Below are 24,992 nucleotides of genomic sequence, written 5' to 3' on the forward strand. Positions count from 1 at the left end.
AGCTGAAAGCAGCAAGCAACCGTTAATATGGAAAACCATAACTTCATGCTCTTTTGAGCTTGAGCTGAGCTCCCTTTTGAAATGCGAAAATTTTGCCTGCCTTGATAGGTGGAAGCAGCCGGTACAATGGATTGGAGCGAGGCGGTTCTTTAACCCCATCATGCTCCCCATCGCCGCCGCCTCGCCAGTGTATCCCTGCACCGGCTGCTGCCGGCTCCTGTCAAGGCCGAGCGAAGTGAGCCAGGCAAAATTTTCGTCTCATTAGGGGGCATCAATGCTGGTTATTTTTATTCTGCAGTGGGTCAATTTTATTTGCACATAGTGGGTCAATTCTATTGACAATCAACAGAGCGGTTCCAGTAGCTGTCGTATCCCACAACATCTTGAACCTCTCCCGACTAAAGTCGGAAGATTCCAGGCCAGGTGACCCGAAAGCTTCCGCCTTCAATCAGGAGTTTCCCGCTTCATTGATGGAATGCCGTGCTGAGCACGGTCTTACATCCACTCAGCGGGCCACAGGACTGCGTTGCCGCAGCCCGGCCCGGTTCAGGGGCGTCTACTACTCATCGTAGATACGTCTTCAGGCGGCTGTCTTATGTTTTTTCCTGCGCTGCTTCACCTTTCTCAGCACCGGTCTGACGTAGATCACCTCTCCGGGCAGCTTACGGTCTTTCGTGAACTCCCCGTTCAGGTTCACATCCAGAATCCCGGAAGCCCCCACAACGTCCCGGTGAACACCGGTGAAGCCGCAGTCCTTGTTGCCGCACTTGTAGACCCGGCCAGACTGCTTCGTGTAGCCCGCACACTTCGGACAGGTGCCGGAAGTGCCGTGCTCTTCCTTTTTTTCAACTGCAATGCCCCGGAGCTTCAGCTTGTACTCAACCAACTTTCTCAACCACCCGAAGGGCCACTGGCTCATCCGCTGGTTGTATTTCCTGCCGCAGTCCTTCTCCCGTACGCCGGATGGGTCGCCGTAGAAGAGTTTCTTCACTTTCCTCTTTTCGCACCAGCGCACCACAATGGCGGAAATGGCGTGCAGGATGTGTTCCATCTGCCGCTCTATCCAGTTCAGGAATTTATACTTGGCGGCCAGGAGCTTCTTCCTCCGCCGGGAACCCTTCTTCGTCCTGGATATGGCCCGCTGAAACTTCCGGAGCTCTTTGTTCCGGAGCCTGGCCAGGGAGCGGAGCAGCCTGCCGCTGATCACCAGCGCTTCTTCGCCGTCAGTCAGGGCCAGCGCGTGGACCTCGCCCGGGTCGGCTGCAGCATAAACGTCGCCCTGGACTTCGGGCAGGGCCGGTTTCTCCACCGTCACGTGCAGCCAGTACCCGTTGCGGTGCCAGACAAGCTGGACCTGGTGGATGACGGCGCCTTTCAAGTGTTCCGGGAGTTCCAGCTCCAGCGACTTCACCCCGCGCTTGTTGGAAAGCCTAAGATAGGTTCCCCTGTGTTTTATGGCCGATCTCTTCCAGGTGACCGTGAAGAAGTATTTCTTCCGGTAAGGGTATCTCCAGTCGGTGTGGCCTTTTTCTCTCAACTCCCTGGTCCTTTCCCACGCTTCGTAGTACGTGCTGACAACGGCCTGGACAGACTGGGAGTGAAGCAGGTCGAATTTGCCCTTGACAAAATCATCCATACCCGCTTCGTTCAGCCAGACGTGGTTCCTGATGTAGAGCGTCCGGTGTACACTACAGACCGTATTCCAAACTCTGGCGGCTTCCCTCTGGAGTTCCCGGGCGAGAGGTTCGAAAATACCCAGGTCAACCGGAAATTTCTCCACCAGAAGGTTGGACTTTTCGTTTCCTGGAGCACCAATTTTCTTATTGGCGTTTTTCTTGAGTTTGCTCACCGGGATTTCACCCCCTTCCCTGGTTAATTGTGCCATAATCCGACCGGGGCAGAAAGGATGTTCGACAAAAAATGTTTGCCGCCTTTCATCTCCTGACTGAAGTCAGAAGCATTCCCGGCGGCAGATCGTAAAATCGCGGGCTGCCGAATCCCCCGTCTTCCGTGACAAAATAGTACCGGCTGGCCTCCCGCCAGACGTACTTGACGATGTTCTGCCGCCTGGCGATTATCCTCTGCCGGTGGTGCCGCCTGCGCACACGGCCCAATACCAGGCGTTTATGTCCCGCCCGCACCCCGCATACCGGACAGGAACCATCAAAATCAAGGTAACCGTAGCATCCCGGGCACTGTCTCTCCTTAAACACGCCGCACCGCCCTTCCCGTAATACATCGTCAGATGTCAAGCAGTTCCCTGAGCTTCTCTCTCAGGAGTTCAGCACCAGGTCCTCCCCGGGCGATAATTTTCTCGACTTTTTCAGCAACTTTCCTTGCTTCACGCACTTCCCTTTCCTCTTCAGCACCCGCAGCCGCCTTAACTTCACTGCTGGCCTCTTCTTCCAGAATTGCCTTCCTCAACTGCCGGGTGCTCAAGTGCTCGTCAGCCGCACGGGCTATCCACTTCGCCGGGTCGGAGCTGTTCGCCGCCGCCCAGTGGTGCTCGAAGCTGAGCTCCGGCACGCGCACGCTCTCGTCCGGGAACGCCCGGTAGGTCTTCGCGTACTTCCTCACCGTGGACTCCGAACAGCCCACCAGCGACGCTATCTTCCGGTAGCTCAACCCCATCGAGCGCATCATCTCGATAATTTCGCCCTTCGCCCACCGGCACGTCTGTTCCGCTTTTTCGGCGTCCGCGTACGCCTGCAGGAGCTCGTCCAGACTGCACTCGCGGGCGTCAGGGGCCTTGAGCAGCGGGAACGTGTCCGGCACCGGTATTTCTATAGCCAAACATACTTCCTCCGGCGTCATGCCCTCCCGCTTGGCAACCAGCTGCACCAGCTCCAGCCGGTCTATTTCGTGTGCCTGAGCCTTACGGTGGCACTTCCAGCAGAGGGAAATCAAGTTGGGCCGGATATCCCTTCTTCCTTTACTCCGGGGCCTGATATGGTGCACTTCTACCAGACCCGGCTTCCCGCAGTACTCGCAACGCTCACCCCGGACCGAATCGATTGTTCCCCAGTCAGTTATCCGCGCCGGCTTCTCCAGCATGAACTTTGCCCTCCCCAAATATCTGTACGTTTCCCACAAAAAAGGCCCCGCGCCTGCAACAGCAGGCGTCCAGGGCAACAAAAAAACCGGTGACAAACCGGCTGTTCAGTACCCCATCGCTCCCAGATACGCCCTCCGGGCTTCTGTATTTTGGTACCCTCCTCCTTTACCTTTCTTACCGTTCGTGATCCGTTTCTCGCTTATCCTGTAAACACATCTTCTAATCCTCCTTCCTTCCTTCACCGGCGCCCATTCCCGCGCTTTCATGTCCTGCTCATCCCATACCCCATGCCAGTAAGCTATGTCTTCCGGTCTCTTATTCAACCGGTGGGTTTCCGCCATTATTTCCGCTACGGTTTTATGTGTGTTCACATATCCTGAATACTGCACGTATTCAGCCAGAGCCGCCGCCTCTTCTTCTGTCCCCCTGATCTGTAGGGCCGCTTCCAGAAGCACAGGCGACGGCGCTCCGCACACGCCCGCAAAGTCGTTCCGGTGCTCTAACTTCAGGGCGTATTCTATGTGTGTCATATTCGTTTTTTCGGCTGGAGATGTGTATGCTGGAGGACTTGGATGGAGAATATTTCCGGGGTGTATGATTGTAGTGGCCCACGCGATTGTCTCTGCGCGCTGTTTTTCTTCTTCAGTGAGGTTTTCGTCGTTCCTGACCCTTTTCAGATACTCCCGCGCAGCCGCGTAGATTATCCTGGCCGTGAGAGGATCGTTCAAAATCCGGCGCGCCTCCTGGTACAGCGGCACATTTTCACGCAACCTGCCGGGACCGCGCTCCCCCTTCCTCCGGTTCGGTCGTAAACCCAAAGTTTTGCGAACCTTCACCACCAGTGTGCGGGAAATGCCCATCATTTCCGCTATCGCCCCGTCGGTATAACCTTTCTCATGCAGACGTACCAGCAGGTCGACGTCTACCGTGGAAGATTTCCCCCTCGGGGCGGACCCTATATTGCAGATTTTCCTCCACTTTGCTACAGTATTCCTCGCCACCCCCAATTTTTTAGCTATCTGTGAGTCCGATAAACCTTGCAGCTTCATTTCCCTGACCTGATTTATCAGGTCTTGGTCATAATTGTGACATCTTTTTTGGCTTTTCATGGCAATAAAAAACCACCGCCTTTCCCGGTCCGCAATCTTCTCTTCACACCAGACAAAAGGCTCAGTTTTATTACACTATGGTAATTATAACTTACCAAAAGGTAACTGTCAAGAAAGATTTATTACTAAATGGTAACTGTCAACGAAAATCTTAGGCGCCGGAATCCCCTGCCTTCAGGCATGGGGAGGAGGCGCCTTCCCCTTCAGATAATCCTTTCCCACAAAATATTTCCCGACCGCCTCAGCAGGCGTACCTTTGACAGTATAAACTGCCCAATGCGCTTTCTCCGGGCGTCCATCACGCCCACCAGTGGGGTCTTCTCCGTCGGCAGCCCGCACACCCAACCACGGTAGATTTTCCCCGCTTTCTCCGCCTCCACGTAGTCGCCCTTGCGGAAGTAACCTCCACTGCAAGTACCCCCGAACCTCGGTCTGATTCCGCCTTTCTGAAAGTTCTGCCGGTGCAGACTCCTCCTGGCAAATTCAGGCCGCCGCAGGATGTAAAACGGTGCCCTTTCGTCTGGTTCGCACCCGGCCAAACCCAAAAGCATGGCCACCGCATCGTTGACGTGTGATTCGGGAGTTAATGCGTCTTTCCGGGAAGTCTTCTTCAAACCGGCTTCCTCCCGCCAGAGCTTGGTCTGCCAACCCTCTACCAGAACAAGAGTACCCAGTTTCCGGAGTTCCCGGTAATAATACCCCTTCCCAATTTCCACCATGGAAAAGTACTTGCCCCACCGCTTGTTGTAGTAGTCGAATTTCACATCTTCAACAATGAAATGCTTTATCGGAAACAGTTTACACAGTTCCCGGACTATCGCCAACCGGAACAGTACTTTCGCCAGCTGGCTGGGGGCTATCCAGTCTGGACCGGGACTCCTGGGACGCTCCGGCCTCCTCCTGGTGTTGCGGTAGCGCCTCGCACGGCGTAACTCCCTCCTGTTTTTCATCTTTTCATGAACGTACTCGGGCATGATTGCCATAATGCGAAGCTGGACGTACTTGCAGGCCAGGGCGAAGCCGTCGAATCTGGAGCCGGGGTCGTTGGTCAGGATGAAATACTGGTTTGCGTTGTACTCGGACGTTATCTCGATGGTTAGCTGAATATAAAACAGGCCCAGCTTACTCCACCGGGGCTCGGCCTTGCCGGAATTAAGCAGCTTTTTCGCCTTCGACGGTTTACAGGGCATCAGCGGCCTGCTATCTCTTGAGATGACAGGTATCCGGTCGCTGAAATATAACGCGCACGCTTTTTTGACTTCTTTTTCCACAAAACATTCCCCCTTTCGGAGGGCCGATTGCGGCCCCGAAGGTTGCGGTCGCTTCGACGCTGCCCGGAGGACTTCGCACATGATTTCCGACCATGCGCTTATGGTTCCGGCCTTGAGCGGTTCGGCCGCGGCTACCCGAGACTAGCGAAACATCCCGGACCGCTTCTCAGTCCACCCGGCGCGCCTGCTCCCCTTCCGGGAAGCCATCTAGTCAGCTGTTGCCGGGAGTACCGCCATCCCACCCCACGATTAAACCGGAAGTCTACCAGTTTACCACCGGCAAGCCCCCGGCTATAGCCGTGGGGTCACTGACGGCTTCCGTGCATTACAAGAACATTACACACAGTTTTTGCCAGTTAACTGAAAAAGACCGCCCGGTGCCTGAAAGCCAAGGGGCCCGGCGGTCATGGCCGCATTACGCAGGGCGTGCAAGGACGATCACTCAGTCGTCGGAGGTTCAAGCAGCCCTTTCTTGGCCAGCTCCTGCCTGGTCAGCTCTTCCCGGCGCCTGCAGTACAGCCGGGCGCTCAGGTCTGAAAGCGGTCCCGTTTCCTTCTTCCGCTTTATCTTTTGAAGCCTGGCGTAGTACCCGTTTACGACGTTCTGCAAGTATTCCTGCACTACGTCCGGGCTGCTCCATTCTTCCACAACCACTTCTGACAGTTCAACGAGCTCGTCCAGGCATTCAAGAAAAAGTTTTTCTACAGGATCTTTTTTAACCAAAAAGACACCACCTTTTTACCAATATTAAACATCTCTGGTAAATCTGATTTGTGTCAGTATTTTTGTCAGTAAGGGCTTCTGACATTTATAACCCTTGTGGCTGTAGGGCTGAGCTATTTTTGTCAGTTGATTTTTGTCTTTTACTCCACCCCCCCCTCCCTATATACCCATAAATCACTTTTTTCCATTATTTTCTATTATTGTATATTATTATTAGTATTGGTACTGGGGGTGGGGGGGATACAATGACAAAAATGACACAATTCCTAAATTGGCCTCAAACCCTTGCAGCTCAAGGGTTATAACTGTCAGGAACGTGACTGACATAAATACTGACGAAATACCGGGAAGCCTTGATATTACTGGGTTATTTGTGTCAGTGCCGCTTACTGACGAAATTACTGACATAAATAATTCTGTCATAACGGGTAATATTTTACAGTCGGTCTCCCCCGGCCCTCCGGCTTGGACATCATTCTAACTATCCTGCCGGAATCCTGAAGGTATGTGATTACGTCCTCAAATGCGGCTTTGGGCATACAGACAGACCGGAGTATATCCCTCTGGGTAATCCCAGGGCTTTTTTCTACTACCGTATAGACCCGGCGGCATAACCGCTCGAAATTATTGAACCCCAGCCGTTCAATGACCGCCCTGGCATTTTCGAAAAAGCATTCCGCATAAGCACACCCGCTCTCCACAGCTTCTACCGACAGGGAATTCAGTACTTTCCCAGGTTTTTTGTCAGCCTCAAACAGAACCGCCAGCTTCAAAGCGACGGTCTCAATCCTCGCCCCGTAAGGTATCAGCTCGGGCGGCGCGTCGCAGAGCTTCTCCCGGAAATTACGGAACCAGTTCACGTAAGCTTCATACGCTTCTCCTGATTTTTCATCCAGCGTTATGTGCCCTCTGGTTTTTACCAGGCTGCTCAAAAAATTGATCAGCTTTTCAGGTAATTCCAGCTTTGGAGGTATGGGGTACGGTTCCCGCGGGCTCCCCAGGATGAACTGAAAGCGCGGCAGGAATCCTCCACTGGAATCGTCGCCCTGGACGTGCTGCTCGAACCATTCCAGCGTGCTCGCGCCGAGGATGCATATATAGGGGTTGGTTATCCTGAATTCCAGGATCTTGCCTTTTTTATCCTTCCTCATCCGGCGGAACTCAGATGGGCAGTCGTAAAGTTCTGTCAGGTCTTGCTTAAATCCGGCCGCATAGCTGCGGTTCAGGGAACCCAACCACCCGCCGAGTTCGCTCAGGGCGAAAAGACCCTGCGGGTATCTGCACAGCGATTCGTAAAAGCTCTCAGGGGTGAGCCTGTCCGGAAAGGTGCTGACGCCGGCATGCTGGCACAAAGTCCGTGCCAGAAAAACGCTGGTGGATTTCCGCAGCAACGTCGATTCGCCCATGAGCGCCAGCCAGAGGTTAGGGTACAGCCTGTTGTTTAAGACAACATTCCTGCCGACCGCCGCGCTCATACAGGACAGGGCACCCCCAACGAGAAACTGCAGGGGAGCATCTGTGGTCCGTGAGGCCCACTCCACGTAATCAGATACAAAAACTCCCCTTACAGGGAGTTTCGCGGCTCTAAAGCTTGATTCTTTAAGTTTAACTGTCATTACCAGTAAGTCCCCCCCGCGTTAAGAAACTCTCCGAGCATCGTATATCTCTTCACCGGACTGTCGTTTTTTATCGCCATGGCCAGGGCTTTTTTGGAGCCTACCAAAACCAGCCTCTTCTTCGCCCTGGAAACGGCAGTATACAGCAAATTGCGGGCCAGCATGAAGTAGTGGGACGTCGACACCGGAACTATTACCGTACCGAACTCGGAACCCTGGGAGCGGTGCACGCTTATGCAGTAAGCCAGTTCAAGCTCCCACAGTTCGTCGTAGCTGTAGGGAACCACATCCCCGTTGAACTGCACTTCGACTTTGCTGCCGATCCTCTTTATCACCCCGATGTCTCCGTTGAAAACGTATTTCTCGTAGTTATTCCTGGTCTGTATGACCCTGTCGCCCACCCGGAAGGTCTGGTTCCCGTATTTTATTTCCCTGCCCGCAGGGTTTACCGCTTCCTGGATCAACCTGTTCAGTTCCCACGTGCCCAAGAAACCATCTTTTTTGGGAGATAGCACCTGCACGTCTTCCCCCTTGCGCGAAAGACCTGCGGCCCAGGTCACTACGCTCCGGGCGATTTCTTCCGGCTCGTCCTTCTCGATGAAAAAAAGGTCCGTTCTGGACCTGTCGATCAGGAGCGGCAGCCCCCTGTTGATCCGGTGGGCGTTGGTTATTATCTGCGATTCGGCCGCCTGCCTGAATACTTCGGTCAGGGTCACTTTGGGTACGGACGAGGAGAGTATATCCTTCAACACGCTGCCCGGTCCCACACTCGGGAGCTGGTCCGGGTCGCCCACAAAGAGCACCCTGGTCCCCTTCTTTACGGCGTTCAGGACGTTTCTGGCCAGGAAGCAGTCCATCATCGAAGTCTCGTCGATTATCAGCAGACCGCAGTCTAAAGGGTTGTTCCTGTTGAAAGCGGGTTTCCCGGAGCGGTCGATTCCTAAAAGCCTGTGTACTGTACACGCCTGTTTTCCCGTCACTTCTGCCATCCTGCGGGCCGCCCTGCCCGTGGGTGCGGCGAGCCTGATTTCCTTCCCCGGGAACAGCTTTTCGAACACGTGGACGACGGCCCTGACGGTGGCCGTCTTGCCCACGCCCGGGCCGCCGGTCAGAATGGAAAGCCCGCTGTTCACGGCCATCTTCACTGCCTCCCTCTGGCCGGGGGTAAGGGTTATGTCGTGCGCCTTCTCGAAGCACGCAATCACGGGCTCGGGGTCAATGGCAGAAAGTTTTCCGCGCAGGCGCCCGATGTTTTCGGCGATATCCTTTTCGCAGCGGTAGGCCCAGGCCAGCGATATTCCCCTGGTGTGCGCTTTGATGTCGCTGTGGTTGAGCGCTTCCAGGACCTGCTCTCTGGTTACGCAGTCGTATTCCTTGTTGAGCAGGGCCAGGGTTTTTTCTAAAAGCTTTTCAACCGGGAGATAAGTGTGGCCTTCCTTCCACAGAGCTTCGTTCAGGATAAATAAAACGCCCGCCTCCACCCTGAAGCGGGAATCCCTCTTCACACCTATTTTCTGCGCTATTTCGTCGGCCTTCAAAAAACCCATCCCGTCGACTTCGGTCAGGCAGTAGGGGTTCAGCTTCACGAGCTCGGGAGCCTGCCGGCCGAAGGCCCTGTAGATTTTCTGGGCGGCGTTGACCGTCATCCCGAATGAGACCAGTTCTTTTACCGCCCGCTGGGCGGAGTAAGTCTCCATGATGGAACGGGCGATTTTAGGCGCCTTCTTTCCCAGCCCTTTAATGCTGTTTAATACATCGGGATTTTCCAGTATTTTTTCGACAGCACCGGGACCGAGGGCGTCCACTATTTTCCGCGCCGTGGCAGGTCCGACCCCTTTTACTATACCTGAAGAAAGGAGTTCTACAGCCTCGTCCCGGTCGGTGGGTATTATTTTTTCCCAGGACTCAATTTTGAGCTGCCTGCCGAATTTAGGATGATTCTCAAAAGAACCCCTCAGGTAGAGCTTTTCACCTTCCCGGATGTCGTCCAGCTTACCCAGTGCGGTGAACTCTCCCTGAGAGGTGCGGAACCTGAATACGGTAAAACCGGGAACGCTGTAGATACATTTAGCAACTGTACCTGTATATTCCAAACCTGCCCCCCCTTTTTTTTGACCGGGAAGTATTCTTTGTGATATAATCGGGAATACAAAAAATAAAGCCGCCATTTAAGGCGGGTAATGGTTGGTCATTATTGTGACATCTTTTTTACATCTTCAGGGCGCTATTAGGCCCTGCTCATCGTGAGGAGTACATTAGTTAAGCTAATTATACTTACCTTATGGTAAAAAATCAAGCCCCAAATTCCAGTGTGGGGAGATTTTTTTATTAAGGGGGGTGAGGTTCAATGAACGATAACAGAGAAAACAAGGTAATAGAGTTTCCCGGGGCCAGAGACTGCGGTGCAGGGAACGACATTCCCAAGAAGAAATCCGAAGAAATAGGAGTGGAGGACGAAGAGGGAGCTGGAGAAAAACTCGGAAAAACAGCCAGAGAACTAACTGAAGAATTCAATGAGCCGGACAAAGAAAAGTCCGGGGACAAAGACAAAAAGAACCCATTCGCCAGACGGCTCAGGCAGTTAATCAAGGAGCGCGACATTCGGGTAACCGACCTGGCGTGGGGCGCAGGGATAGCCCCCAAAACCGTCTATTCTTTTCTTAACGGCTACACCTTCCCTTCCGTAGAAACTTTACTCAACATGTCAGCTTACCTGGGAGTTTCTGTCGACTATCTGCTGGGTAAAACTGACGAGCCTACAGGCATCGCCCTGGAGGAGGGTGAGGAATACGAAGAGGTTCTCATGATCAGGCGCTTGTATCGGAAGCTGTCCCCAAAAGAGCGCAATATAATCAAGACCCTGCTCAAATCCATGGCGGAAGAAGGAAAGCTGGATTAAGCCTGTCGAAAAATGTCGGATTTTTTGGGCAGGAATTTTCTTGAATACGGCAAAAATAAAACATATGTTCTTTTCTGCGTTGCCCGTTTTCCGGAAAAAAAGAAATACATAAAGGGGGTCTCCTGTCCATGCTGCCTACCAGCGTCAGACGCGGGTATGCCCGTGCTAAAGCCCGAATGCTGCTGAAAGAACTGGCCATACCCGGCCCTCCTGTGCCCATTGAAGAAATACTTGAGCAGTACAAGGTATTGAGAGAGTACGCTTTCGACCTGGAGGCACCCACCACGGTAAAGTTCAGAGGGAAATATATAATCTTCCTCCCGCCTTCGGGAAACGAGTTCCGGGACAGGTGGTCCTTTGCACACGAGTTTGCCCACATCTACCTGAAGCATTTTGAAATATATCCCGTAAACCGCATAGTGATGGGACAGGCAATTGATCTGCTCGGGGAGAAAGAACTTTATATTCTGGACCGGGAGTGCGATATATTCGTATCTGAGTTGCTGATGCCAAAAGAGTGGGTGTACAGTGCAGTTGATTCACCGGTATTAAACATGAGAGAAGTGGGGGAATTAAAAGATCTCTTCCAGGTGTCGTGGGAAGCCATGTTGAACAGGCTGGGCGAGTTAAAAATCGCTGTTAACATGCAAGTAGGGACGCTACGGAAGCAGCAAAAAAAATAATTCTCCCCCCGGGACAAGCTCAGAAGCTTCGTTCCGGGGGTTTCTTATGTTATCACCCCTTCTTGGCAAATATTTGTTGCATGCATTTCAATGCAGGCCTGGTTGGCCAGCCAGAGCAGGGTGGCCAGATCGTTGCAGATGATGTAGTTGATCACCCTTTCCGCGTGGTGCACGGGGAAAGTTTCCACCCAGCCGGGGGCGTAATCCGGACACTCCTTCTGGTAAAAAGCCTCCCCCTCTATCCCGTCGGGGTAGCGCTTCAAAACCAGGGGCCGGTTGTGGATATACGGCAGCAAAAAGGGGGCGATATCGCTGTAATATTTGATCAAGTGGGCCTTGGTCAGCCCCTCCTGCGGCCAGAACAGCTTGTCCAGGTTGGTCAAAAAAAGGGACTTTCCGGAAATATCTTTTACCCACCGGTCCATTTTTTTACCCCCTCACCATATTATGCGCCGGGATACCCCGTCACCAAACAAAAATGTCCGCCAGGAACTAAATTTTCCTTCAAAACATATCCTGACACAAAGGCCTTTACCGGGGCGGTGCATATGGTGACCATTATCATCGGCACCATCAAAGTCAACAGCATCCAGTCCGGCGGCACGCTGATCGTGGGCGAGCGGGTGGTCTGCCTGCCCACCAGCGAAATGTCGGTCCAGGCCGGCCCGGGTTCCCTGAACTCCGGTGACGGGAATATTTACGGCACCCCACCGCCGGGAAAGCCGCCGGGGGAAAGGGTACCCGGACCCCAAACAGATCCGGGGAGAGTTGGCCATGCCTTTAATCATCGGCACCTTTAAGATAAATCAAATCCAGGCCGGAGGGACCTTCAACCTGGGAGAAATCAACATCTCCGCCCCCAAAAATTCAGCGGACATTTCCGCCGACCAGGGTTCCTTCAACGTGGGCGACCTGAACATCGCCATAATTAACCGGTACGATCTTTCAGCCCGGGCTGTGGGCGATCTGAATTTGGAACCGGAATTCATCCGGTAACCGGGCCCCGGCCGCGGCGCAAAGAGGCCAGAGGATGGGAAAGGGGGACAGGCGGTGAACGACGAGCAAAACAATTTCCTGCAGCAGCTTTTAAACCTCCGGGAAAACATACTCAAAAAGATCCAGCCCTCCCTGCTCAACCTGGCGGAACTGGCGGCAATGAACGGGGAAGATCCCGATCACCGCCGGGGGCGGGCATCTTCCGTTCCCGCCAGCGTTTACGAACTGGGGGATGAAATCATCACCGTAATTGAGATCCCGGGGCTGCAAAGGCGGGAGGACCTGCACCTCTCGGTCCGAACCGGCAGCCTGGAAATCCGGGGGCGCCGCTTTAAAAGGCTGCCGGAAACCAGGAACCAGATTACCGTGCTCCCCGCCGGAACGGCGGAGGAATTCCAGCAGGCCGTAAACTTCCCCTGTCCCGTGAAGCCGGAAACGGCCGCGGCCGTTTACCGCCACGGGCTACTGGAGGTGCGGGTGAAAAAGGCCCCCCAGACCAGCAACGACAACGTCATCATCCAGTTTCTCTAAAATTTTTTTTAAAATGGAAAGGGCTGCACCGGGCAGCCCTTTACTGTGCTGTTAACTGTTTAACTGGCCTCTACCCCGTAAAAGTGTCCCCTGCCGAAGAAGAAGAGCAGGACCAGGATCAGGAAGAGGATAAAGGCAAAATGGCCGTAATAGTAGGAACCGCTCATTTTAGACCCCCTTACCTGTGATCATGTAATTCTCCCGGGGAAGCACCACTTTCTACTTGGGATTACCCCAGTAGAAAATGCCATCCCCGAAGAAGAGCAGGACCAGGATCAGAAACAGGATGAAGGAGAAATGGCTGTACGGATAGGAACCACCGCCCATACTATACCCCCCTCTCTGGTTAATTTATAAAGAAAAGTAAAGGTTACTTTTCATGGCTGGTTAAAAACTGATTTATTTGGCAGCATCATAGAAAAATCCACCGCCGAAGAACAGCAGGATCAGGATGAGGAAAAGGATCAGGGCAAAATTGGAGCCGGCACCGCTTAAACCATAACCCATCTGGAATCCTCCCTTCACTATTTGATACCATATTATGGAGCAGCCCCGGCAGCGGTTACAGTCCAAAAAAAATTTTTACTCCCGGATATGGCGGCACTCCCGGGGCGACTTGTCCGGCCGCAGCCCCCGGTAACTGCCGTGCCGGAGCAGGCCTTCTGCGGTCAGCTCAAGGTATTCCACGGCGCAGACCAGCACCGGCTTCACCGGGATGGTGCGGCCGGCCTCCGCCGGCGGCAGGTCCAGGGCGGGCACGGGAATGACCAGGCGGGAGAGCAGCTCCAGCAGATACTCCTCCTCCTGCCGGGAGAACCCCGTGCCCACCTTGCCCTGGTAGACGAGCTCTTCGCCCCGGTACGCACCCAGCACCAGGGCGCCCAGCCGCCGCCGGCCCCGCCCCTGCTGGAAGCCACAGATGACCAGATCGGCCTCCCTGGTATGGCGGAACTTGCGCCAGCAGGGGGAGCGGCGGCCGGGAAGGTAGGGACTATCCAGGCGCTTGGCCATGGCTCCTTCCAGCCCCCGGGCAGCGCAGGCGGCGGCAAAGTCCCGCCCCCGGTGCAGGACGAATCCGGATTCAAGCACCAGCTCCCCGGGGATAATCATTTCCGCCAGGATTTCCTTGCGGCGGCGCAGGGGTTCGTGTAAAAGGGAGCGGCCGCCGGCGTAGAGCACGTCAAAGGCCATCACCATGGCCGGGTACCGCCGGGCCATGCTCCCGGCCCTGACGGGATCCTCCACCCGCCCCCGGGACTGCAGGGCTGCAAAAGACGGCCGGCCATCCCGGAAGACAACGATCTCACCGTCGATAATGGCCGGCTGGTGGCGGACGTGCTTATGCAGTTCCCGCAGCTCCGGGAAGGTGGCCGTGATATCCCGCAGGTTGCGGGAACGCAGCAGGGTGCCGCCGTCCAGGTAGGCCAGCACCCGGTAACCGTCCCATTTAACTTCATAGAGATAATCGGGGCTGTCGAAGGGCCGGGAGGCCACGGCCAGCATGGGCCTCAAAAGGGGCAGGGATACCTTCTCCGCCACTACCCTTCCCCGGCCGCCTTCCTGCGTCCCCGCCGGCCCTTCCGCGGCGCCGCTTCTTCCGCCGTTTCCTCCCCGGCCCCCCGCCGGCCCCGTTCCCTCTCGGCCTTTTCTATGCTGGCCTTCAGCGCCTCCATCAGGTCCACCACCCTGGCCGCCTCCGCCCGGGCGGGCTCGGCCACCTGCTGCCCGGCCACCCGGTCCCGGATCAACTCCAGGAGGGCATGGCGGTACCGGTCCACGTATTTTTCCGGATCGAAGGGAGCCGTAAGGCTGTCGATTAAATTCACGGCCATCTGCAGTTCCTTCTCCGGGACCTCCACCCGGTAGTGCATCTCCTCAATGGCCCCGGCGTCCCGCACTTCGTCGGGATAAAACATGGTGCTCATGGAGAGCACATTCCCGGTCACCCGCAGCACAGCCAGGCTCACCTTGCTGCGGATGGCCACCCGGGCCACGGCCACCCTGCCGCTTTTTTCCATGGCCTGCTTCAACAGCTCGTAAACCTTCTCCCCTCCGCCGGCAGGGGCCAGGTAGTAGGCCTTGTCGTAATAGATGGGATCTATTTCCTCCAGCCGCACGAAATCCAGGATCTCGATGTTATGCCCCTCTCCCCCGGGCAGGGCTTCAAAATCTTCCTCCCGCAGGATGACATAGCGCCCTCTTTCGTACTCGTATCCCCGTACCAGCTCCTCCAGGGAAACCTCCTCCTCGCAATAGGGGCAGTAACGCCGGTACTGGATGGGGTTCCTGCACTTCTCATGCAGGTAATTGAACTTTACATCCTTCTTCTCCGTGGCCGCGTACATCTTAACGGGCACGTAAACCAGGCCGAAACTGACCGCACCTTTCCAGATGGGACGCAATGGCGCCACCCCCAATGAAGCTCGGTTGCTTTAAGGCTAGGATGACCTCAACCCCGGCAATTTATGAAACTCCCCGGCAAGCCCCGCCGGGCGGGCGGGCCGAGGTACGGGAATTATGGCTGGCCCGGGTGGATAAAATAAAGCTTACCTATGTGCACCGGCAGGGGGTTGTTATGGAATTTCACCCGGACAGAGTAATCTTTGAGCAGGACGCCCTGGAATATCCCCTGGGCAGGCAGCTCTGGGAATTATTTAAAAACAGCGATGCTGAGGTGATGGTGTCCCGTTCCCGCAGGATAACCGGCATTCCCGGCAGGAACCCGCAGGAAAGCTACCGGGATGCCAAAAGAACGCTGGTCTTCGGCGTGAGAAGGACCCTCAACTTTCAAACCTGCAGGCCCTCGGCCCATTACCAGCTGCCGCTGACCACTTCCTGCCCCGGAAAATGCGAGTACTGCTACCTGCTGGGCAGCCTCCCCGGCAAACCCTACATCAGGGCCTATGTGAACATCGAAGAAATACTGGATAAAGCCCGGGATTACATAGTGAAAAGGCAGCCGGAAGTGACCACCTTTGAAGGCTCGGCCACCTCCGACCCGGTTCCGGTGGAAAAATACACCGGGGCGCTGGCCAGGACCATCCTCTTTTTCGCCGCCCAGGATTACGGCCGCTTCCGCCTGGCCACAAAATTCACCGGGATTGATTCCCTGCTGGACTTAAAGCACAGCGGGCACACCACCATCCGCTTCAGCCTGAACACTGCCCGGGTCATCAAAACCTATGAACACGGCACGCCGGCGCTGGAACAGAGGCTGCAGGCGGCCCGAAAGGTGTTTGACGCGGGCTATCCCACGGGGTTCATCATCGCCCCGGTCATCGCCTACCGGGGCTGGGAAAGGGAGTATGCGGAACTCCTGGAAACGATCCGGGCCTGTTTTCCCGGAACCAGCAGCCTGTCCTTTGAATTCATCACCCACCGCTTTACCGTCAGGGCAAGGAACAAAATTAAATCCATATTCCCCCATACCGGCCTGCCCATGGACGAGGAAGACAGGAAATTCAAGTTCGGCCAGTTCGGATACGGGAAATACGTCTACGCCCCGCCTTTAATGGACCGTTTAAAGGAAACCCTGGTGACAAAGGCGAGGGAAATGTTCCCCGGGGCCAGGATCGACTACTTCGTCTGAAGCCGGGGAAAAACGGCCGGGCCCCGCCAAAAAAGAAGCGGCGGCCGGGTACAGCCGCTCAGTATTTCGGATATGCCCTGGTTTTAGTCGTCGCTCCCAGGTCGTTTCGCTGGCCGGGCCGAAAGGCCCCGGCTCCGGTCTTCGGCGGGTACCGGCCACATTCACAGTTTGTCGACAGCCTGAGCGGCTGTGTGCGGCCGCCCAGTAGTTCCCGGGATGTGCCCCGGTTTTAGTCGTCGCTTCCCGGCAGCTTTAAATAAACTTCTTGCTCACCTTTTCCCCATTATACGAGAAGAGCACCTTTTTATTATCGATGACCGTCTCCAGGTGCACCGGCCGCCCCCAGAGGCGGTAGACGTAAGGCAGGGTCTTCTCCAGGTAAAACACGTCCAGCTCCAGGCCCTCGTAGCAGTGTCTCAGGTAGAGGTCACCCCGCTTGTTGAAATCCCCGTCCTCAACCACTATATAGGGGTGGCCGCCGTTGATCAGGCTGGAAATGATGCCCTCCTTGACCTTTTCCCAATCCTTCTCCACTATCTTCCAGTCGTGGCCCATCTTCTTGTACAGATACAGGTCCATCTCCTCGATCAGCTCTTTGGTCAGGTAGTTCCTCAGGAAGGAAATGTCGTTCTCCTGCTCCCGCACCTCGAAAATCTTCTGCCGCCCCTCACCCCCGGGGCGCCCGTATTTCTTCCTCTCCTCCTCGGTGGGCTCGTTCCATCGCTTCTCAATATCTTCGAAAATCTTGAGCCCCAGGTGGTAGGGATTCAGGCGCACCCGGGAAGGCTGGATCACCCCGGCGTGCATCTTGGCAAACTCCACCGCTTCCGCCTCGGTAAGATCTATCTCCCGCATAATGCGCAGGTGCCAGTAAGTGGCCCAGCCCTCGTTCATGATCTTGGTTTCCAGCTGGGGCCAGAAATAAAGCATCTCCTGGCGGATAACGGAGATGATATCCCGCTGCCAGTCCTCCAGGTCCCGGGCATGCTCCATGATAAACAGCAGCAGATCCTTTTCCGGTTCAAAAGGGAACTTTTTGGGCTTCTCACAATGCCCGGCGCACCGGGGTTCATCCAGCTCCCACAGGTCGTCGTAGGGCGTCTCCTCCCGGTGCCTGCCGCACTTCCCGCCCCGGCTGCAGGCGCAGGCCTCCCCGGCCTTTTCTTCCTTTTTATCCCTCCCGGCCTTGATGAAGTGATGGGGATCCACGTGTTCCTGGATGGAAATCACCGCGTCCAAAAAGGCCTCCACCTTATCCCGGCCGTACTTCATCTCGTAGCCCCGGAAGCGCTCGGCGGCGCTGGCCATGGACTCCACCATGTTGCGGCTGGTATGCTTGAAATAGACGTTGTTTTTGAAGAAATCGCAGTGAGCCAGGACATGGGCGATGACCAGCTTATTCTGGACCAGGGAATTGCCTTCCAGCAGAAAGGCGTAGCAGGGGTTGGAATTTATGACCATTTCGTAGATGCGGCTCAGGTTGTAATCATACTGCGTCTTCATCTTGTGATAGGCCTTGCCGAAAGTCCAGTGAGAGAAACGGGTGGGCATGCCGTACGCCCCGAAGGTATAAATAATATCCGCCGGGCAAATTTCAAAGAACATATCATAAAAGTCCAGGCCAAATTCCCTGGCCTTGGCGGTAATTACCTCCACGGCTTCCTCCAGCTTGCGCATTTCTTCCCTGTTCATGAAAGACAACCTCCAGCCATCCCCGCGCCAGGGAATGTTTTTTATATAAAAAAGTTATGTAAGAAGATGGCCGGAATTGTCTTTTTCATCACAAAAGGTCTTGCGGGGGAGGAATTTTTTTGTTAAGATAAAGTTAAGAATCCTGTATACAAGTATACAAAATGCGGGGTGACCCACATGCTGCCCTACCTGGTAACCTGGCTCGAGGGGGAAGAAGTGTTCTGGCGTTTTGCCGATGAGGAAGAGCTGGCCAGGATCCTGGAGTCGGAAAAGCACTTCATCATTACCAGGCTGGAGCTGCCCGCCTGAAAAGAGAAAAGCAACCGCCCGCCAGCGGCACAAGGCAAGTATCCGGAAACGCCACCAGTCACACAGCTGCTCTTTTAAAAGCGCGTAGAAGCGCTTTTTTTATTTTCCGGGGGAAAGAAAAACGCGGCCCGTTCCACTGTTTTCCTTCTTCTGCGGAGTAACCAATACCGCTTAAAACCCGTAATATATAACCGCCGGGAAAAGAAAACCGGACGCAGTAAACACAGAACCGGGCGGGCCCGGGTGCCGGCCGCCGCCGGCCACCTGCCGCCCCGGAAAAATCCTGCAAGGAGGGGGAATGCCGTGGAGAAGATCCTGCCGCTGTCCGAGCTGCCCACCGGCCAGTGGGGACGGGTGATTTCCCTGAACGCCCGGGGCATGATCAGATACCGGCTGCTGGACCTGGGCCTGGTTCCCGACACAACCGTCCAGGCGGTCAGGCGCGGCCCGCTGGGCGACCCCATAGTCTACCGCATCCGGGGGGCGCTGATCGCCCTCCGCCGGGAAGAAGCCGGCCAGGTGCTGGTAACCCCCCTTTGATTCACCCGCACCTTTCCCGCCGGAATCACCCGCACCCGCTGCCACAGCAACACTAGCGAGGTGTTATTATGCCCCAGGCAACCGACCTGCGTAAGATGTTCAACATCCAGCCGGACCCTGAAGCCGCCCTGGTTGCGCTGGCCGGGAACCCCAACACCGGGAAAAGCACCATCTTCAACGCCCTGACCGGGCTGAGGCAGCATACGGGAAACTGGCCGGGGAAAACAGTGCTCCAGGCCCGGGGCACATTTATTTTCCGCGGCCATAAGTACATCCTGGTGGACTTGCCGGGTACCTATTCCCTGCTGGCCAACTCCGCCGAAGAAATTGTAGCCCGCAACTTTTTATGTTTTGCCCGGCCGGATGCCACGGTGGTGGTGGCCGACGCCACCTGCCTGGAAAGAAACTTAAACCTTGTCCTGCAGGTAATGGAAATCACCAGCAGGGTGATTGTCTGCGTCAACCTGATGGACGAAGCGCGCCGGAAAAATATTTTCATCGATACTGAATGCCTGGCCCGGGAACTGGGCGTTCCCGTGGTGGCCACGGCCGCCAGGAGCGGGCAGGGAGTGGCCGAGCTGAAGGCCGGGATCGACGACCTGGTGCGGGGGCGCATAGTCCCCACCCCGCGCCGCCTGGTCTACGACCCGGAAATCGAAGATGCCCTGACCCGGGTAGAGCAGCAAATACCCGGGGAGATCAAGGAACTGTTCAACGCCCGCTGGCTGGCGATGAGAATCCTGGATAACGACCGGAGCACTCTGGATAACATAAGGCAATACCTTGAACCAGCGGAATGGGGTGTCCTGCGTGAGCGGTTTAAATACTGCCCCACCTGAAGCCAGCACCGGCGCAGCAGGGGAAAACTGCCCGCTGGAAATAAGGGACCGCATCGTGAGAACAATTTACCGGGAGGCGGAAGCCATTGCCGCCCGGGCAGTCAGGCGGGACCGCCCCTGCGGCAGCTGGGAAAACAAAGTGGATGACCTGCTCACCTCCCGCCTGCTGGGCTTCCCGCTCATGTTCCTGCTCCTGGGGGCAGCCTTCTGGGTCACCCTGGTGGGGGCCAATTACCCCTCCCAGCTGCTGGCAAAGGCCCTGTTCTGGGGAGAAGGGAGGCTGGCGGAACTCCTCACCTGGCTGGGCGCCCCTTCCTGGCTGCACGGGCTGCTGGTCACGGGCGTCTACCGCACCGTGGCCTGGGTGGTGGCGGTGATGCTGCCCCCCATGGCCATATTCTTCACCGTCTTTGCCCTGCTGGAAGATCTGGGCTACCTGCCCCGGGTGGCCTTCAATATCGACCCCCTGTTTAAAATGGCCGGCACCCAGGGGAAGCAGGCGCTGACCATGAGCATGGGGTTCGGCTGCAACGCCGCCGGGGTAATGGCCTGCCGCATAATCGAGTCCCCCCGGGAAAGGCTGATCGCCATGCTGACCAACGTGTTCGTACCCTGCAACGGGCGCTTCCCCACCCTCATCGCCCTGGCCTCCATCTTTGCCGGGCCGGCGGCGGGACCTTTCGCCGCCACCCTCACCGTGGCGGGGCTCGTCCTGGTGGGGATGCTGATCACCCTGCTGGCCTCGTGGCTGCTTTCCAGGACCATCCTGCGCGGGGAACCCGCCACCTTCATCCTGGAGCTGCCGCCCCTGCGCCCGCCCCAGCCGGTGCGGGTGCTGGTTCGCTCCCTCCTGGACCGCACCCTCTTTGTGCTGGCCCGGGCGGTCACGGTGGCCGCCCCGGCGGGGGCGCTGATCTGGCTCCTGGCCGGCACCAGCCTGGAAGGCCAGAGCCTGCTGGCCCGGGGGGCGGGCCTGCTGGACCCCCTGGGGCGGGCCATGGGCATGGACGGCTTCATCCTGCTGGCCTTCATCCTGGGCCTGCCGGCCAATGAAATTGTCCTGCCCATCCTCCTCATGGGCTACCTCTCCACCGGCACCCTGGTGGAGGTGGAAAGCCTGGCCGCCCTGCAAAACATCCTGGTGGGCGAGCACGGCTGGACGTGGCTGACCGCCCTTTGCACCATGCTCTTCTCCCTGCTGCACTTCCCCTGCGGCACCACTCTGCTGGTCATCCACCGGGAGACGGGGGGCATCAAGTGGGCGGTGCTGGGCGCGCTCATCCCGCTGGCCGCCGGGTGCCTGACCTGCCTGGCCGTAGCGCAGGGGGTACGGGCGCTGGGGCTGCTGTAACCCGCCCTCAATCCGGGGTCAATATTACCGGGTAAGAAAAGCAAAGGGGAACGGTAGAGAATAAGCACTCGACCCGTTCCCCTTTTTCCATCCTAACTTATGGATAACAGTACCTATCCCCTTAAACCACCGGATAGCTGGAAATGGCAAAATTTTTTGGACAGGGTGTCTGTGTCAAGATCCAGTAGGTATCTCCTACCTCTAAAGAAAATTAACATTTACATCTTTTAACTCCTCATCGGAATCTGCTTCCTTAATCTTTTCCTTCAGCTCCTTATATCGCTTCCAGTGAACTGCGGCTTCAGCCAGCTGATTCTCTGCCTGACCGAGCAGCTCCCTGGCCTCGTTGGCATACGAGATGGCCTGCTCAATTTCCCAATAAAAGTACGCATTTTCATATGTAGAAATAGCCAATTCCGCTTTTATATTGGCGTTAAAGGAAGAATATAAAAAGTCATTTAAAGCCACCAGATATAATTCCTTTTCATTTAAAGCCTCAACAAAAGTTTTCTGGTAAAATTCCAACTGCTCAGGAACAACCAGTTTGACCAGTTCTGATTTAATCTCCCTGTTTTCAGCAATAATTGAGTCCATTTTGTCCAGAATGGTCTTCCAGGTCATTGAGTCGGAAAATGCAGCCAGATCCTTATCAATTTGCTCACTTCTTTGAACCAGGGACATTAACTTCTCGCAAATCTCCAACAAATCCTGCAATTCTTTACTATTTGCTTCCAGCTTATTTTGAAGTGAAGTGTTTTTAAGCAGGGAAAGAGTAAACCTGTATTGATAACTGAGATCTTGATATTCAGCCATTAATTTCTCAATTTCTTTTTTCATGTTATTTATTTGTTCAATTACCTGCACCAGAGTTACATCTTGATTACTGCCCAGTTGATCAAACTTTTTCCGTACACTTTGAAAATGCCGCCCGAGCAATTCAACTTTTTGATTGAACATTAAACTGCTTATTCCCTGCCAGGCTATAAGGGCACAAACCAGCAGGCCCAGTAAAACGGCAATTATTTTCCCCGTTACCCTCTTTTCCTTTCCGGGCTCGCTCCTTTCTCCAGGCGTATCACTCCCCGCAACCCGCCTGTCATCATTGTCATCCATCTGTATCCCTCCTTACAAAAAGATTCCGGCCGGGCGGGTGCCCGCCTCCACGCTACAACCTGGAGGCGAGCACCTTGAACAGGGGGCGGCCGAAGATGAAGAGCTCATAGTCCTCGTCCAGCCCCAGGTCTCTGATGGCGTACAGCCGGATGGCCAGGTCTTTTCGCGCCAGCTCGTTCAGCCTGGCCAGGGCCTGCGGGTTCTTCCCGCCCCCGGAGAGGCTGTCGAGCAGCTCTTCCACCTCCTGATAGGAGCACTCCCTCTCGTGCATCTCCATCACTTCCAGGATGGGATCGCCGGCGTTGATGATATCGGCGCGCACGATGGTGTCTTTGCCGATCAGGCCCTCCAGCGCCGGCGTATCCCAGCACTTCTGCAGGCGGCACTCCAGGGGGCGGTGCTCGTATATGGTGCAGGAGGAGTTTTCCTCATCGAAAAAGATGCAGGTCCACTCCCCACCCTTCCCGCGCACCTTCACCAGCTCCCGCTCCACCGGCCTGACCTCCTCCCAGACGGGATCAAAGGCCGGCTCACCCTTCCTGATGGTCACCAGGTGCCGGTAGCTCAGGTACCCGGCCCGCAGGATCTCCTTGTCCTCGTGGTGCAGGACCGGCCCGCCCTTCCGGCAGCAAGTACCGCACCGGATGCAGGAATCGATATTCATGCCGGACATCATCTTTCCTCCGTAAAATATTTTTCTCCCGACCATTATACCACGGCCGGGAGGGCGGCGTGCCTTCCTTTTTCAGCGCCGGAACCTTTCCAGGACCGCCCGCAGGAAGCCCCTCCCCCGGGCAGGCACCTTCCCGGCCGGCTCCAGGGAGAGGGCCTGCCCCTCCACCACCCGCCGGGAGTTGTCAATTATCTTCCGCACGGCCTCCGCCCCCAGCCGGCGCTCCACCTCCGCCAGGGCCGGGGAGAGCACGGGCTTGCGCCCGGTGGAGGAATGGGCGTCGGAGGCCACCAGGTGGGCCAGGCCGCGCTCCAGGAAGTAAAAGGCCATCCTGGCCGCTACCCGCCCGAACATCCCGGTCAGGCTGCCCGCGGTAACCTGGGCCGCCATCCCCCGGGAAACCAGGGCCTGCAGCAGCTCCGGGCGGCGGCAGAAAGAGGCATGCCTTTCCGGGTGGGCAATGACGGGCGTAACCCCCCGGAGCTGCAGTTCATAGAGCACCCGCTCGGTATAAGGAGGAACAAAGGCGGCCGGCAGCTCCACCAGCAGGCAGCGTCCCCCGTCGTTGATGGTGATCAGTTCTCCCCGATCCAGGCGTTCCGGCAGGTCCGGCTCCAGGAGGTACTCGGCCCCGGGCAGCACCTGCAGGGGAATCCCGTACTTGAGCAGAAGGTTGTTCAACTGCTCCACGACGCCGAGAAGGAAACCCCGCTCCGGGCGGTACTGGCCGTTGATGTGGGGCGTGGCCACCAGGGATTCAATCCCGTCCTCCACCGCCAGCCAGGCCATGGACAAAGCCTCGCCCGGATCCGGTGCGCCGTCGTCAAGACCGGGAAGGATGTGCACGTGCAGATCAATCATGGAAACCCAACCTCCAGCATAAGAAGAACAGGAACGGGCATGAAAAAACTCCTTCCGGGGTAAGGCAAAACCGCCAGGTGATATATCCCACCCGCCGGAAATCTTTTCCCTACCCCCCGGAGGATGCCAGACGCCTTTTCACGCGCAGAGCCAGCCGGGAGAAAATAGCCAGAACCGCAAACCCTGCCAGGTCCACCAGCACGTCCACCGCCCGGCCTATGCGGCCGGGAACAAAGGTCTGGTGCCACTCGTCCAGGGCGGCCACCAGAATCAGGAGCATCCCGGCCACAAACCAGCGTTTCCTGTTCAGCCCCTGCAGGGCGGCGGCCAGCGACAGGCCCAGTGCCCCGTAAATCACCACATGCGCCCCTTTACGCAGCCAAAACTGGATGAAATCCGCCGGGGCACGGCGGCTGTCCACCAGCTGGCCGCTGTAGGAAAAGCTTACCGGCGGCAGTTCCCGCACCCGCTCCACGAGGCCAGTGTGGCGCCAGATCTCCGGCCGCAGGTCCTGCTCGGCAAAGGCTGGCTGGAAAAACAGGCGATGGCTGAAAACAGAGCACAAACAGCAGCCATCGCACCCAGTGTTTTTGAACTTTACATGACACCTGCAACACCCGACCTGTTATTTCCGCTGATCAGGAAACTGCCTGCCCTGGGGAATATAATTTTTCAAGATACACTCACTGAGTGGCTCTGCTCAGTTCCTCCCATATGATGTTCCGGGCTTCTTCCAGGGAGTTGGCGGCAAACAGCCGCTCCAATACACGGTCCAGGGTTTCCATGTCGGTCAGCTGCTGCACTTTGTCCTGCACACTGGCAGAATCAACTCCGAACCTGCGGGCCAGGTATTTGCATATGACCTCCTGCTTGGCTTCAATCTTCCCTTCCATACGCCCTTCGGCACGGCCTTCCGCACGCCCTTCGGCACGACCTTCCGCACGGCCTTCCGCACGGCCTTTTTCATACCAGCTGGTGGTCATCTGCATAATGGCGTCAACCTCCTTTTTGTCCATTTTACCCAATTCACGGTAAAGTTGTTCTTCTTCCTCGCGGTTCAGCTTCAGGTATGTCTCGAAAAAAACGGCCAGCAGTTCCATCCGCGCCGGGTCCAGTTTCATCCGGGCCAGCATGCGCAGGAA

27 protein-coding genes and 1 pseudogene are annotated in these 24,992 nt (G+C 56.2%); 10 read left to right on the forward strand and 18 right to left on the reverse strand.

Annotated features, from left to right (window positions below; translation table 11 throughout):
* From BUB44_RS15615 to recD2, 9 genes are all read right to left on the reverse strand, one after another.
* On the reverse strand, positions 1-201 hold a 201-nt coding region (locus tag BUB44_RS15615), incomplete at its 3' end, for a hypothetical protein (protein WP_207545668.1).
* Between the two features lie 379 nt (positions 202-580).
* On the reverse strand, positions 581-1,849 hold the full coding sequence (locus BUB44_RS12670) for an RNA-guided endonuclease InsQ/TnpB family protein (protein WP_073166929.1): 1,269 nt from the start codon (positions 1,847-1,849) through the stop codon (positions 581-583).
* Positions 1,850-1,934: 85 nt separating this feature from the next.
* Positions 1,935-2,213, reverse strand: a complete 279-nt coding sequence (locus tag BUB44_RS12675; protein ID WP_073166931.1) for a hypothetical protein — start codon at positions 2,211-2,213, stop codon at positions 1,935-1,937.
* A 28-nt stretch (positions 2,214-2,241) separates the two neighbouring features.
* Positions 2,242-3,054, reverse strand: a complete 813-nt coding sequence (locus BUB44_RS12680) for an HNH endonuclease (RefSeq protein ID WP_073166934.1) — start codon at positions 3,052-3,054, stop codon at positions 2,242-2,244.
* 105 nt (positions 3,055-3,159) lie between these two features.
* The gene (locus BUB44_RS12685; protein WP_073166936.1) at positions 3,160-4,164 is read right to left on the reverse strand and encodes a helix-turn-helix domain-containing protein; all 1,005 of its coding nucleotides are present in this window, start codon (positions 4,162-4,164) and stop codon (positions 3,160-3,162) included.
* A gap of 203 nt (positions 4,165-4,367) precedes the next feature.
* Positions 4,368-5,435 (reverse strand): RRXRR domain-containing protein, encoded by a 1,068-nt coding sequence (locus BUB44_RS12690; protein WP_073166939.1) that lies wholly within the window; start codon positions 5,433-5,435, stop codon positions 4,368-4,370.
* Positions 5,436-5,873: 438 nt separating this feature from the next.
* A complete protein-coding gene (locus BUB44_RS12695) occupies positions 5,874-6,158 on the reverse strand; it encodes a hypothetical protein (RefSeq protein WP_073166941.1) in 285 nt (94 codons plus the stop codon).
* A gap of 419 nt (positions 6,159-6,577) precedes the next feature.
* Positions 6,578-7,774, reverse strand: coding sequence for a DUF3987 domain-containing protein (locus BUB44_RS12700; RefSeq protein WP_073166943.1), 1,197 nt, complete (start codon positions 7,772-7,774; stop codon positions 6,578-6,580).
* Positions 7,774-9,867 carry an SF1B family DNA helicase RecD2 gene (recD2, locus tag BUB44_RS12705; protein ID WP_083543245.1) on the reverse strand — a complete coding sequence of 698 codons (2,094 nt, stop codon included), beginning with the start codon at positions 9,865-9,867 and terminating at the stop codon, positions 7,774-7,776. The genes BUB44_RS12700 and recD2 overlap by 1 nt, the downstream gene beginning before the upstream one ends.
* A gap of 254 nt (positions 9,868-10,121) precedes the next feature.
* Here recD2 and BUB44_RS12710 point away from each other — a divergent pair, with 254 nt between their 5' ends.
* Together BUB44_RS12710 and BUB44_RS12715 are read left to right on the forward strand one after the other, a co-directional pair.
* Complete coding sequence (locus BUB44_RS12710; protein ID WP_073166949.1) at positions 10,122-10,673, forward strand: helix-turn-helix domain-containing protein; 552 nt, start codon at positions 10,122-10,124, stop codon at positions 10,671-10,673.
* Positions 10,674-10,801: 128 nt separating this feature from the next.
* Positions 10,802-11,356: an ImmA/IrrE family metallo-endopeptidase gene (locus BUB44_RS12715; protein ID WP_073166952.1), complete on the forward strand. Its 555-nt coding sequence runs from the start codon at positions 10,802-10,804 to the stop codon at positions 11,354-11,356.
* Positions 11,357-11,433: 77 nt separating this feature from the next.
* Here the strand turns inward: BUB44_RS12715 and ligD (BUB44_RS12720) are convergent.
* Positions 11,434-11,781: pseudogene (gene ligD / locus BUB44_RS12720) on the reverse strand (non-homologous end-joining DNA ligase LigD); the annotation flags it as partial.
* Between the two features lie 126 nt (positions 11,782-11,907).
* On the opposite strand from ligD (BUB44_RS12720), the gene BUB44_RS12725 reads away from it, so the two are divergent.
* The 3 genes from BUB44_RS12725 to BUB44_RS12735 are packed head-to-tail and all read left to right on the forward strand — an operon-like array spanning position 11,908 to position 12,883.
* Complete coding sequence (locus tag BUB44_RS12725; protein WP_165611049.1) at positions 11,908-12,156, forward strand: spore germination protein; 249 nt, start codon at positions 11,908-11,910, stop codon at positions 12,154-12,156.
* Positions 12,131-12,352 carry a spore germination protein gene (locus BUB44_RS12730; RefSeq protein WP_073166956.1) on the forward strand — a complete coding sequence of 74 codons (222 nt, stop codon included), beginning with the start codon at positions 12,131-12,133 and terminating at the stop codon, positions 12,350-12,352. Before BUB44_RS12725 ends, BUB44_RS12730 begins: the two co-directional genes overlap by 26 nt.
* A 54-nt stretch (positions 12,353-12,406) precedes the next feature.
* Positions 12,407-12,883, forward strand: a complete 477-nt coding sequence (locus BUB44_RS12735) for an Hsp20/alpha crystallin family protein (protein ID WP_073166958.1) — start codon at positions 12,407-12,409, stop codon at positions 12,881-12,883.
* Positions 12,884-13,465: 582 nt separating this feature from the next.
* Here the strand turns inward: BUB44_RS12735 and ligD (BUB44_RS12740) are convergent.
* Together ligD (BUB44_RS12740) and ku are read right to left on the reverse strand one after the other, a co-directional pair.
* Positions 13,466-14,422: a non-homologous end-joining DNA ligase gene (ligD, locus tag BUB44_RS12740; protein WP_114362191.1), complete on the reverse strand. Its 957-nt coding sequence runs from the start codon at positions 14,420-14,422 to the stop codon at positions 13,466-13,468.
* Positions 14,422-15,285 carry a non-homologous end joining protein Ku gene (gene ku / locus BUB44_RS12745; RefSeq protein WP_073166960.1) on the reverse strand — a complete coding sequence of 288 codons (864 nt, stop codon included), beginning with the start codon at positions 15,283-15,285 and terminating at the stop codon, positions 14,422-14,424. Before ku ends, ligD (BUB44_RS12740) begins: the two co-directional genes overlap by 1 nt.
* A gap of 41 nt (positions 15,286-15,326) precedes the next feature.
* Between ku and splB the strand changes: the two genes are divergently transcribed.
* Positions 15,327-16,472 carry a spore photoproduct lyase gene (gene splB / locus BUB44_RS12750; protein ID WP_341349379.1) on the forward strand — a complete coding sequence of 382 codons (1,146 nt, stop codon included), beginning with the start codon at positions 15,327-15,329 and terminating at the stop codon, positions 16,470-16,472.
* Between the two features lie 252 nt (positions 16,473-16,724).
* Here the strand turns inward: splB and BUB44_RS12755 are convergent, their stop codons facing one another.
* Positions 16,725-18,164, reverse strand: a complete 1,440-nt coding sequence (locus tag BUB44_RS12755) for a SpoVR family protein (RefSeq protein ID WP_073166963.1) — start codon at positions 18,162-18,164, stop codon at positions 16,725-16,727.
* A 177-nt stretch (positions 18,165-18,341) separates the two neighbouring features.
* Between BUB44_RS12755 and BUB44_RS16005 the strand changes: the two genes are divergently transcribed.
* The 4 genes from BUB44_RS16005 (at position 18,342) to BUB44_RS12775 (ending at position 21,203) form a co-directional block, all read left to right on the forward strand.
* Positions 18,342-18,473 (forward strand): hypothetical protein, encoded by a 132-nt coding sequence (locus BUB44_RS16005; RefSeq protein WP_278247947.1) that lies wholly within the window; start codon positions 18,342-18,344, stop codon positions 18,471-18,473.
* A 303-nt stretch (positions 18,474-18,776) separates the two neighbouring features.
* On the forward strand, positions 18,777-19,013 hold the full coding sequence (locus BUB44_RS12765) for a FeoA family protein (protein ID WP_073166968.1): 237 nt from the start codon (positions 18,777-18,779) through the stop codon (positions 19,011-19,013).
* A 68-nt stretch (positions 19,014-19,081) separates the two neighbouring features.
* Positions 19,082-19,852: a FeoB small GTPase domain-containing protein gene (locus tag BUB44_RS15475; protein ID WP_073166971.1), complete on the forward strand. Its 771-nt coding sequence runs from the start codon at positions 19,082-19,084 to the stop codon at positions 19,850-19,852.
* Positions 19,824-21,203 (forward strand): nucleoside recognition domain-containing protein, encoded by a 1,380-nt coding sequence (locus tag BUB44_RS12775; protein ID WP_073166974.1) that lies wholly within the window; start codon positions 19,824-19,826, stop codon positions 21,201-21,203. Before BUB44_RS15475 ends, BUB44_RS12775 begins: the two co-directional genes overlap by 29 nt.
* Positions 21,204-21,404: 201 nt before the next feature.
* Here BUB44_RS12775 and BUB44_RS12780 read toward each other — a convergent pair whose 3' ends face one another.
* From BUB44_RS12780 to BUB44_RS12800, 5 genes are all read right to left on the reverse strand, one after another.
* Entirely contained in the window at positions 21,405-22,316 is a 912-nt protein-coding gene (locus BUB44_RS12780) for a hypothetical protein (RefSeq protein ID WP_073166976.1), read from the reverse strand.
* 52 nt (positions 22,317-22,368) lie between these two features.
* Positions 22,369-22,989 carry a YkgJ family cysteine cluster protein gene (locus tag BUB44_RS12785; protein WP_073166979.1) on the reverse strand — a complete coding sequence of 207 codons (621 nt, stop codon included), beginning with the start codon at positions 22,987-22,989 and terminating at the stop codon, positions 22,369-22,371.
* Positions 22,990-23,061: 72 nt separating this feature from the next.
* The gene (locus BUB44_RS12790; RefSeq protein ID WP_073166981.1) at positions 23,062-23,850 is read right to left on the reverse strand and encodes a tyrosine-protein phosphatase; all 789 of its coding nucleotides are present in this window, start codon (positions 23,848-23,850) and stop codon (positions 23,062-23,064) included.
* Positions 23,851-23,959: 109 nt separating this feature from the next.
* A complete protein-coding gene (locus BUB44_RS12795; RefSeq protein ID WP_073166983.1) occupies positions 23,960-24,415 on the reverse strand; it encodes a VanZ family protein in 456 nt (151 codons plus the stop codon).
* Between the two features lie 118 nt (positions 24,416-24,533).
* Positions 24,534-24,992, reverse strand: a 459-nt coding sequence (locus tag BUB44_RS12800) for an RpnC/YadD family protein (RefSeq protein ID WP_479723334.1), incomplete at its 5' end; no start/stop codon positions are given.

The sequence above is a fragment of the Desulfofundulus australicus DSM 11792 genome (genome assembly GCF_900129285.1).
In the GTDB taxonomy this organism is placed as follows: domain Bacteria; phylum Bacillota; class Desulfotomaculia; order Desulfotomaculales; family Desulfovirgulaceae; genus Desulfofundulus; species Desulfofundulus australicus.

Excerpts from the sequence above, each read along its gene's own strand:
- BUB44_RS12680 (WP_073166934.1), bottom strand. The coding sequence starts at position 3,054 with ATGCTGGAGAAGCCGGCGCGGATAACTGACTGGGGAACAATCGATTCG.
- BUB44_RS12685 (WP_073166936.1), bottom strand. The coding sequence starts at position 4,164 with ATGAAAAGCCAAAAAAGATGTCACAATTATGACCAAGACCTGATAAAT.
- BUB44_RS12700 (WP_073166943.1), bottom strand. The coding sequence starts at position 7,774 with ATGACAGTTAAACTTAAAGAATCAAGCTTTAGAGCCGCGAAACTCCCT.
- BUB44_RS12710 (WP_073166949.1), top strand. The coding sequence starts at position 10,122 with ATGAACGATAACAGAGAAAACAAGGTAATAGAGTTTCCCGGGGCCAGA.
- BUB44_RS12715 (WP_073166952.1), top strand. The coding sequence starts at position 10,802 with ATGCTGCCTACCAGCGTCAGACGCGGGTATGCCCGTGCTAAAGCCCGA.
- BUB44_RS12730 (WP_073166956.1), top strand. The coding sequence starts at position 12,131 with ATGCCTTTAATCATCGGCACCTTTAAGATAAATCAAATCCAGGCCGGA.
- splB (WP_341349379.1), top strand. The coding sequence starts at position 15,327 with ATGACCTCAACCCCGGCAATTTATGAAACTCCCCGGCAAGCCCCGCCG.
- BUB44_RS12755 (WP_073166963.1), bottom strand. The coding sequence starts at position 18,164 with ATGAACAGGGAAGAAATGCGCAAGCTGGAGGAAGCCGTGGAGGTAATT.
- BUB44_RS16005 (WP_278247947.1), top strand. The coding sequence starts at position 18,342 with ATGCTGCCCTACCTGGTAACCTGGCTCGAGGGGGAAGAAGTGTTCTGG.
- BUB44_RS15475 (WP_073166971.1), top strand. The coding sequence starts at position 19,082 with ATGCCCCAGGCAACCGACCTGCGTAAGATGTTCAACATCCAGCCGGAC.
- BUB44_RS12780 (WP_073166976.1), bottom strand. The coding sequence starts at position 22,316 with ATGGATGACAATGATGACAGGCGGGTTGCGGGGAGTGATACGCCTGGA.
- BUB44_RS12785 (WP_073166979.1), bottom strand. The coding sequence starts at position 22,989 with ATGTCCGGCATGAATATCGATTCCTGCATCCGGTGCGGTACTTGCTGC.
- BUB44_RS12790 (WP_073166981.1), bottom strand. The coding sequence starts at position 23,850 with ATGATTGATCTGCACGTGCACATCCTTCCCGGTCTTGACGACGGCGCA.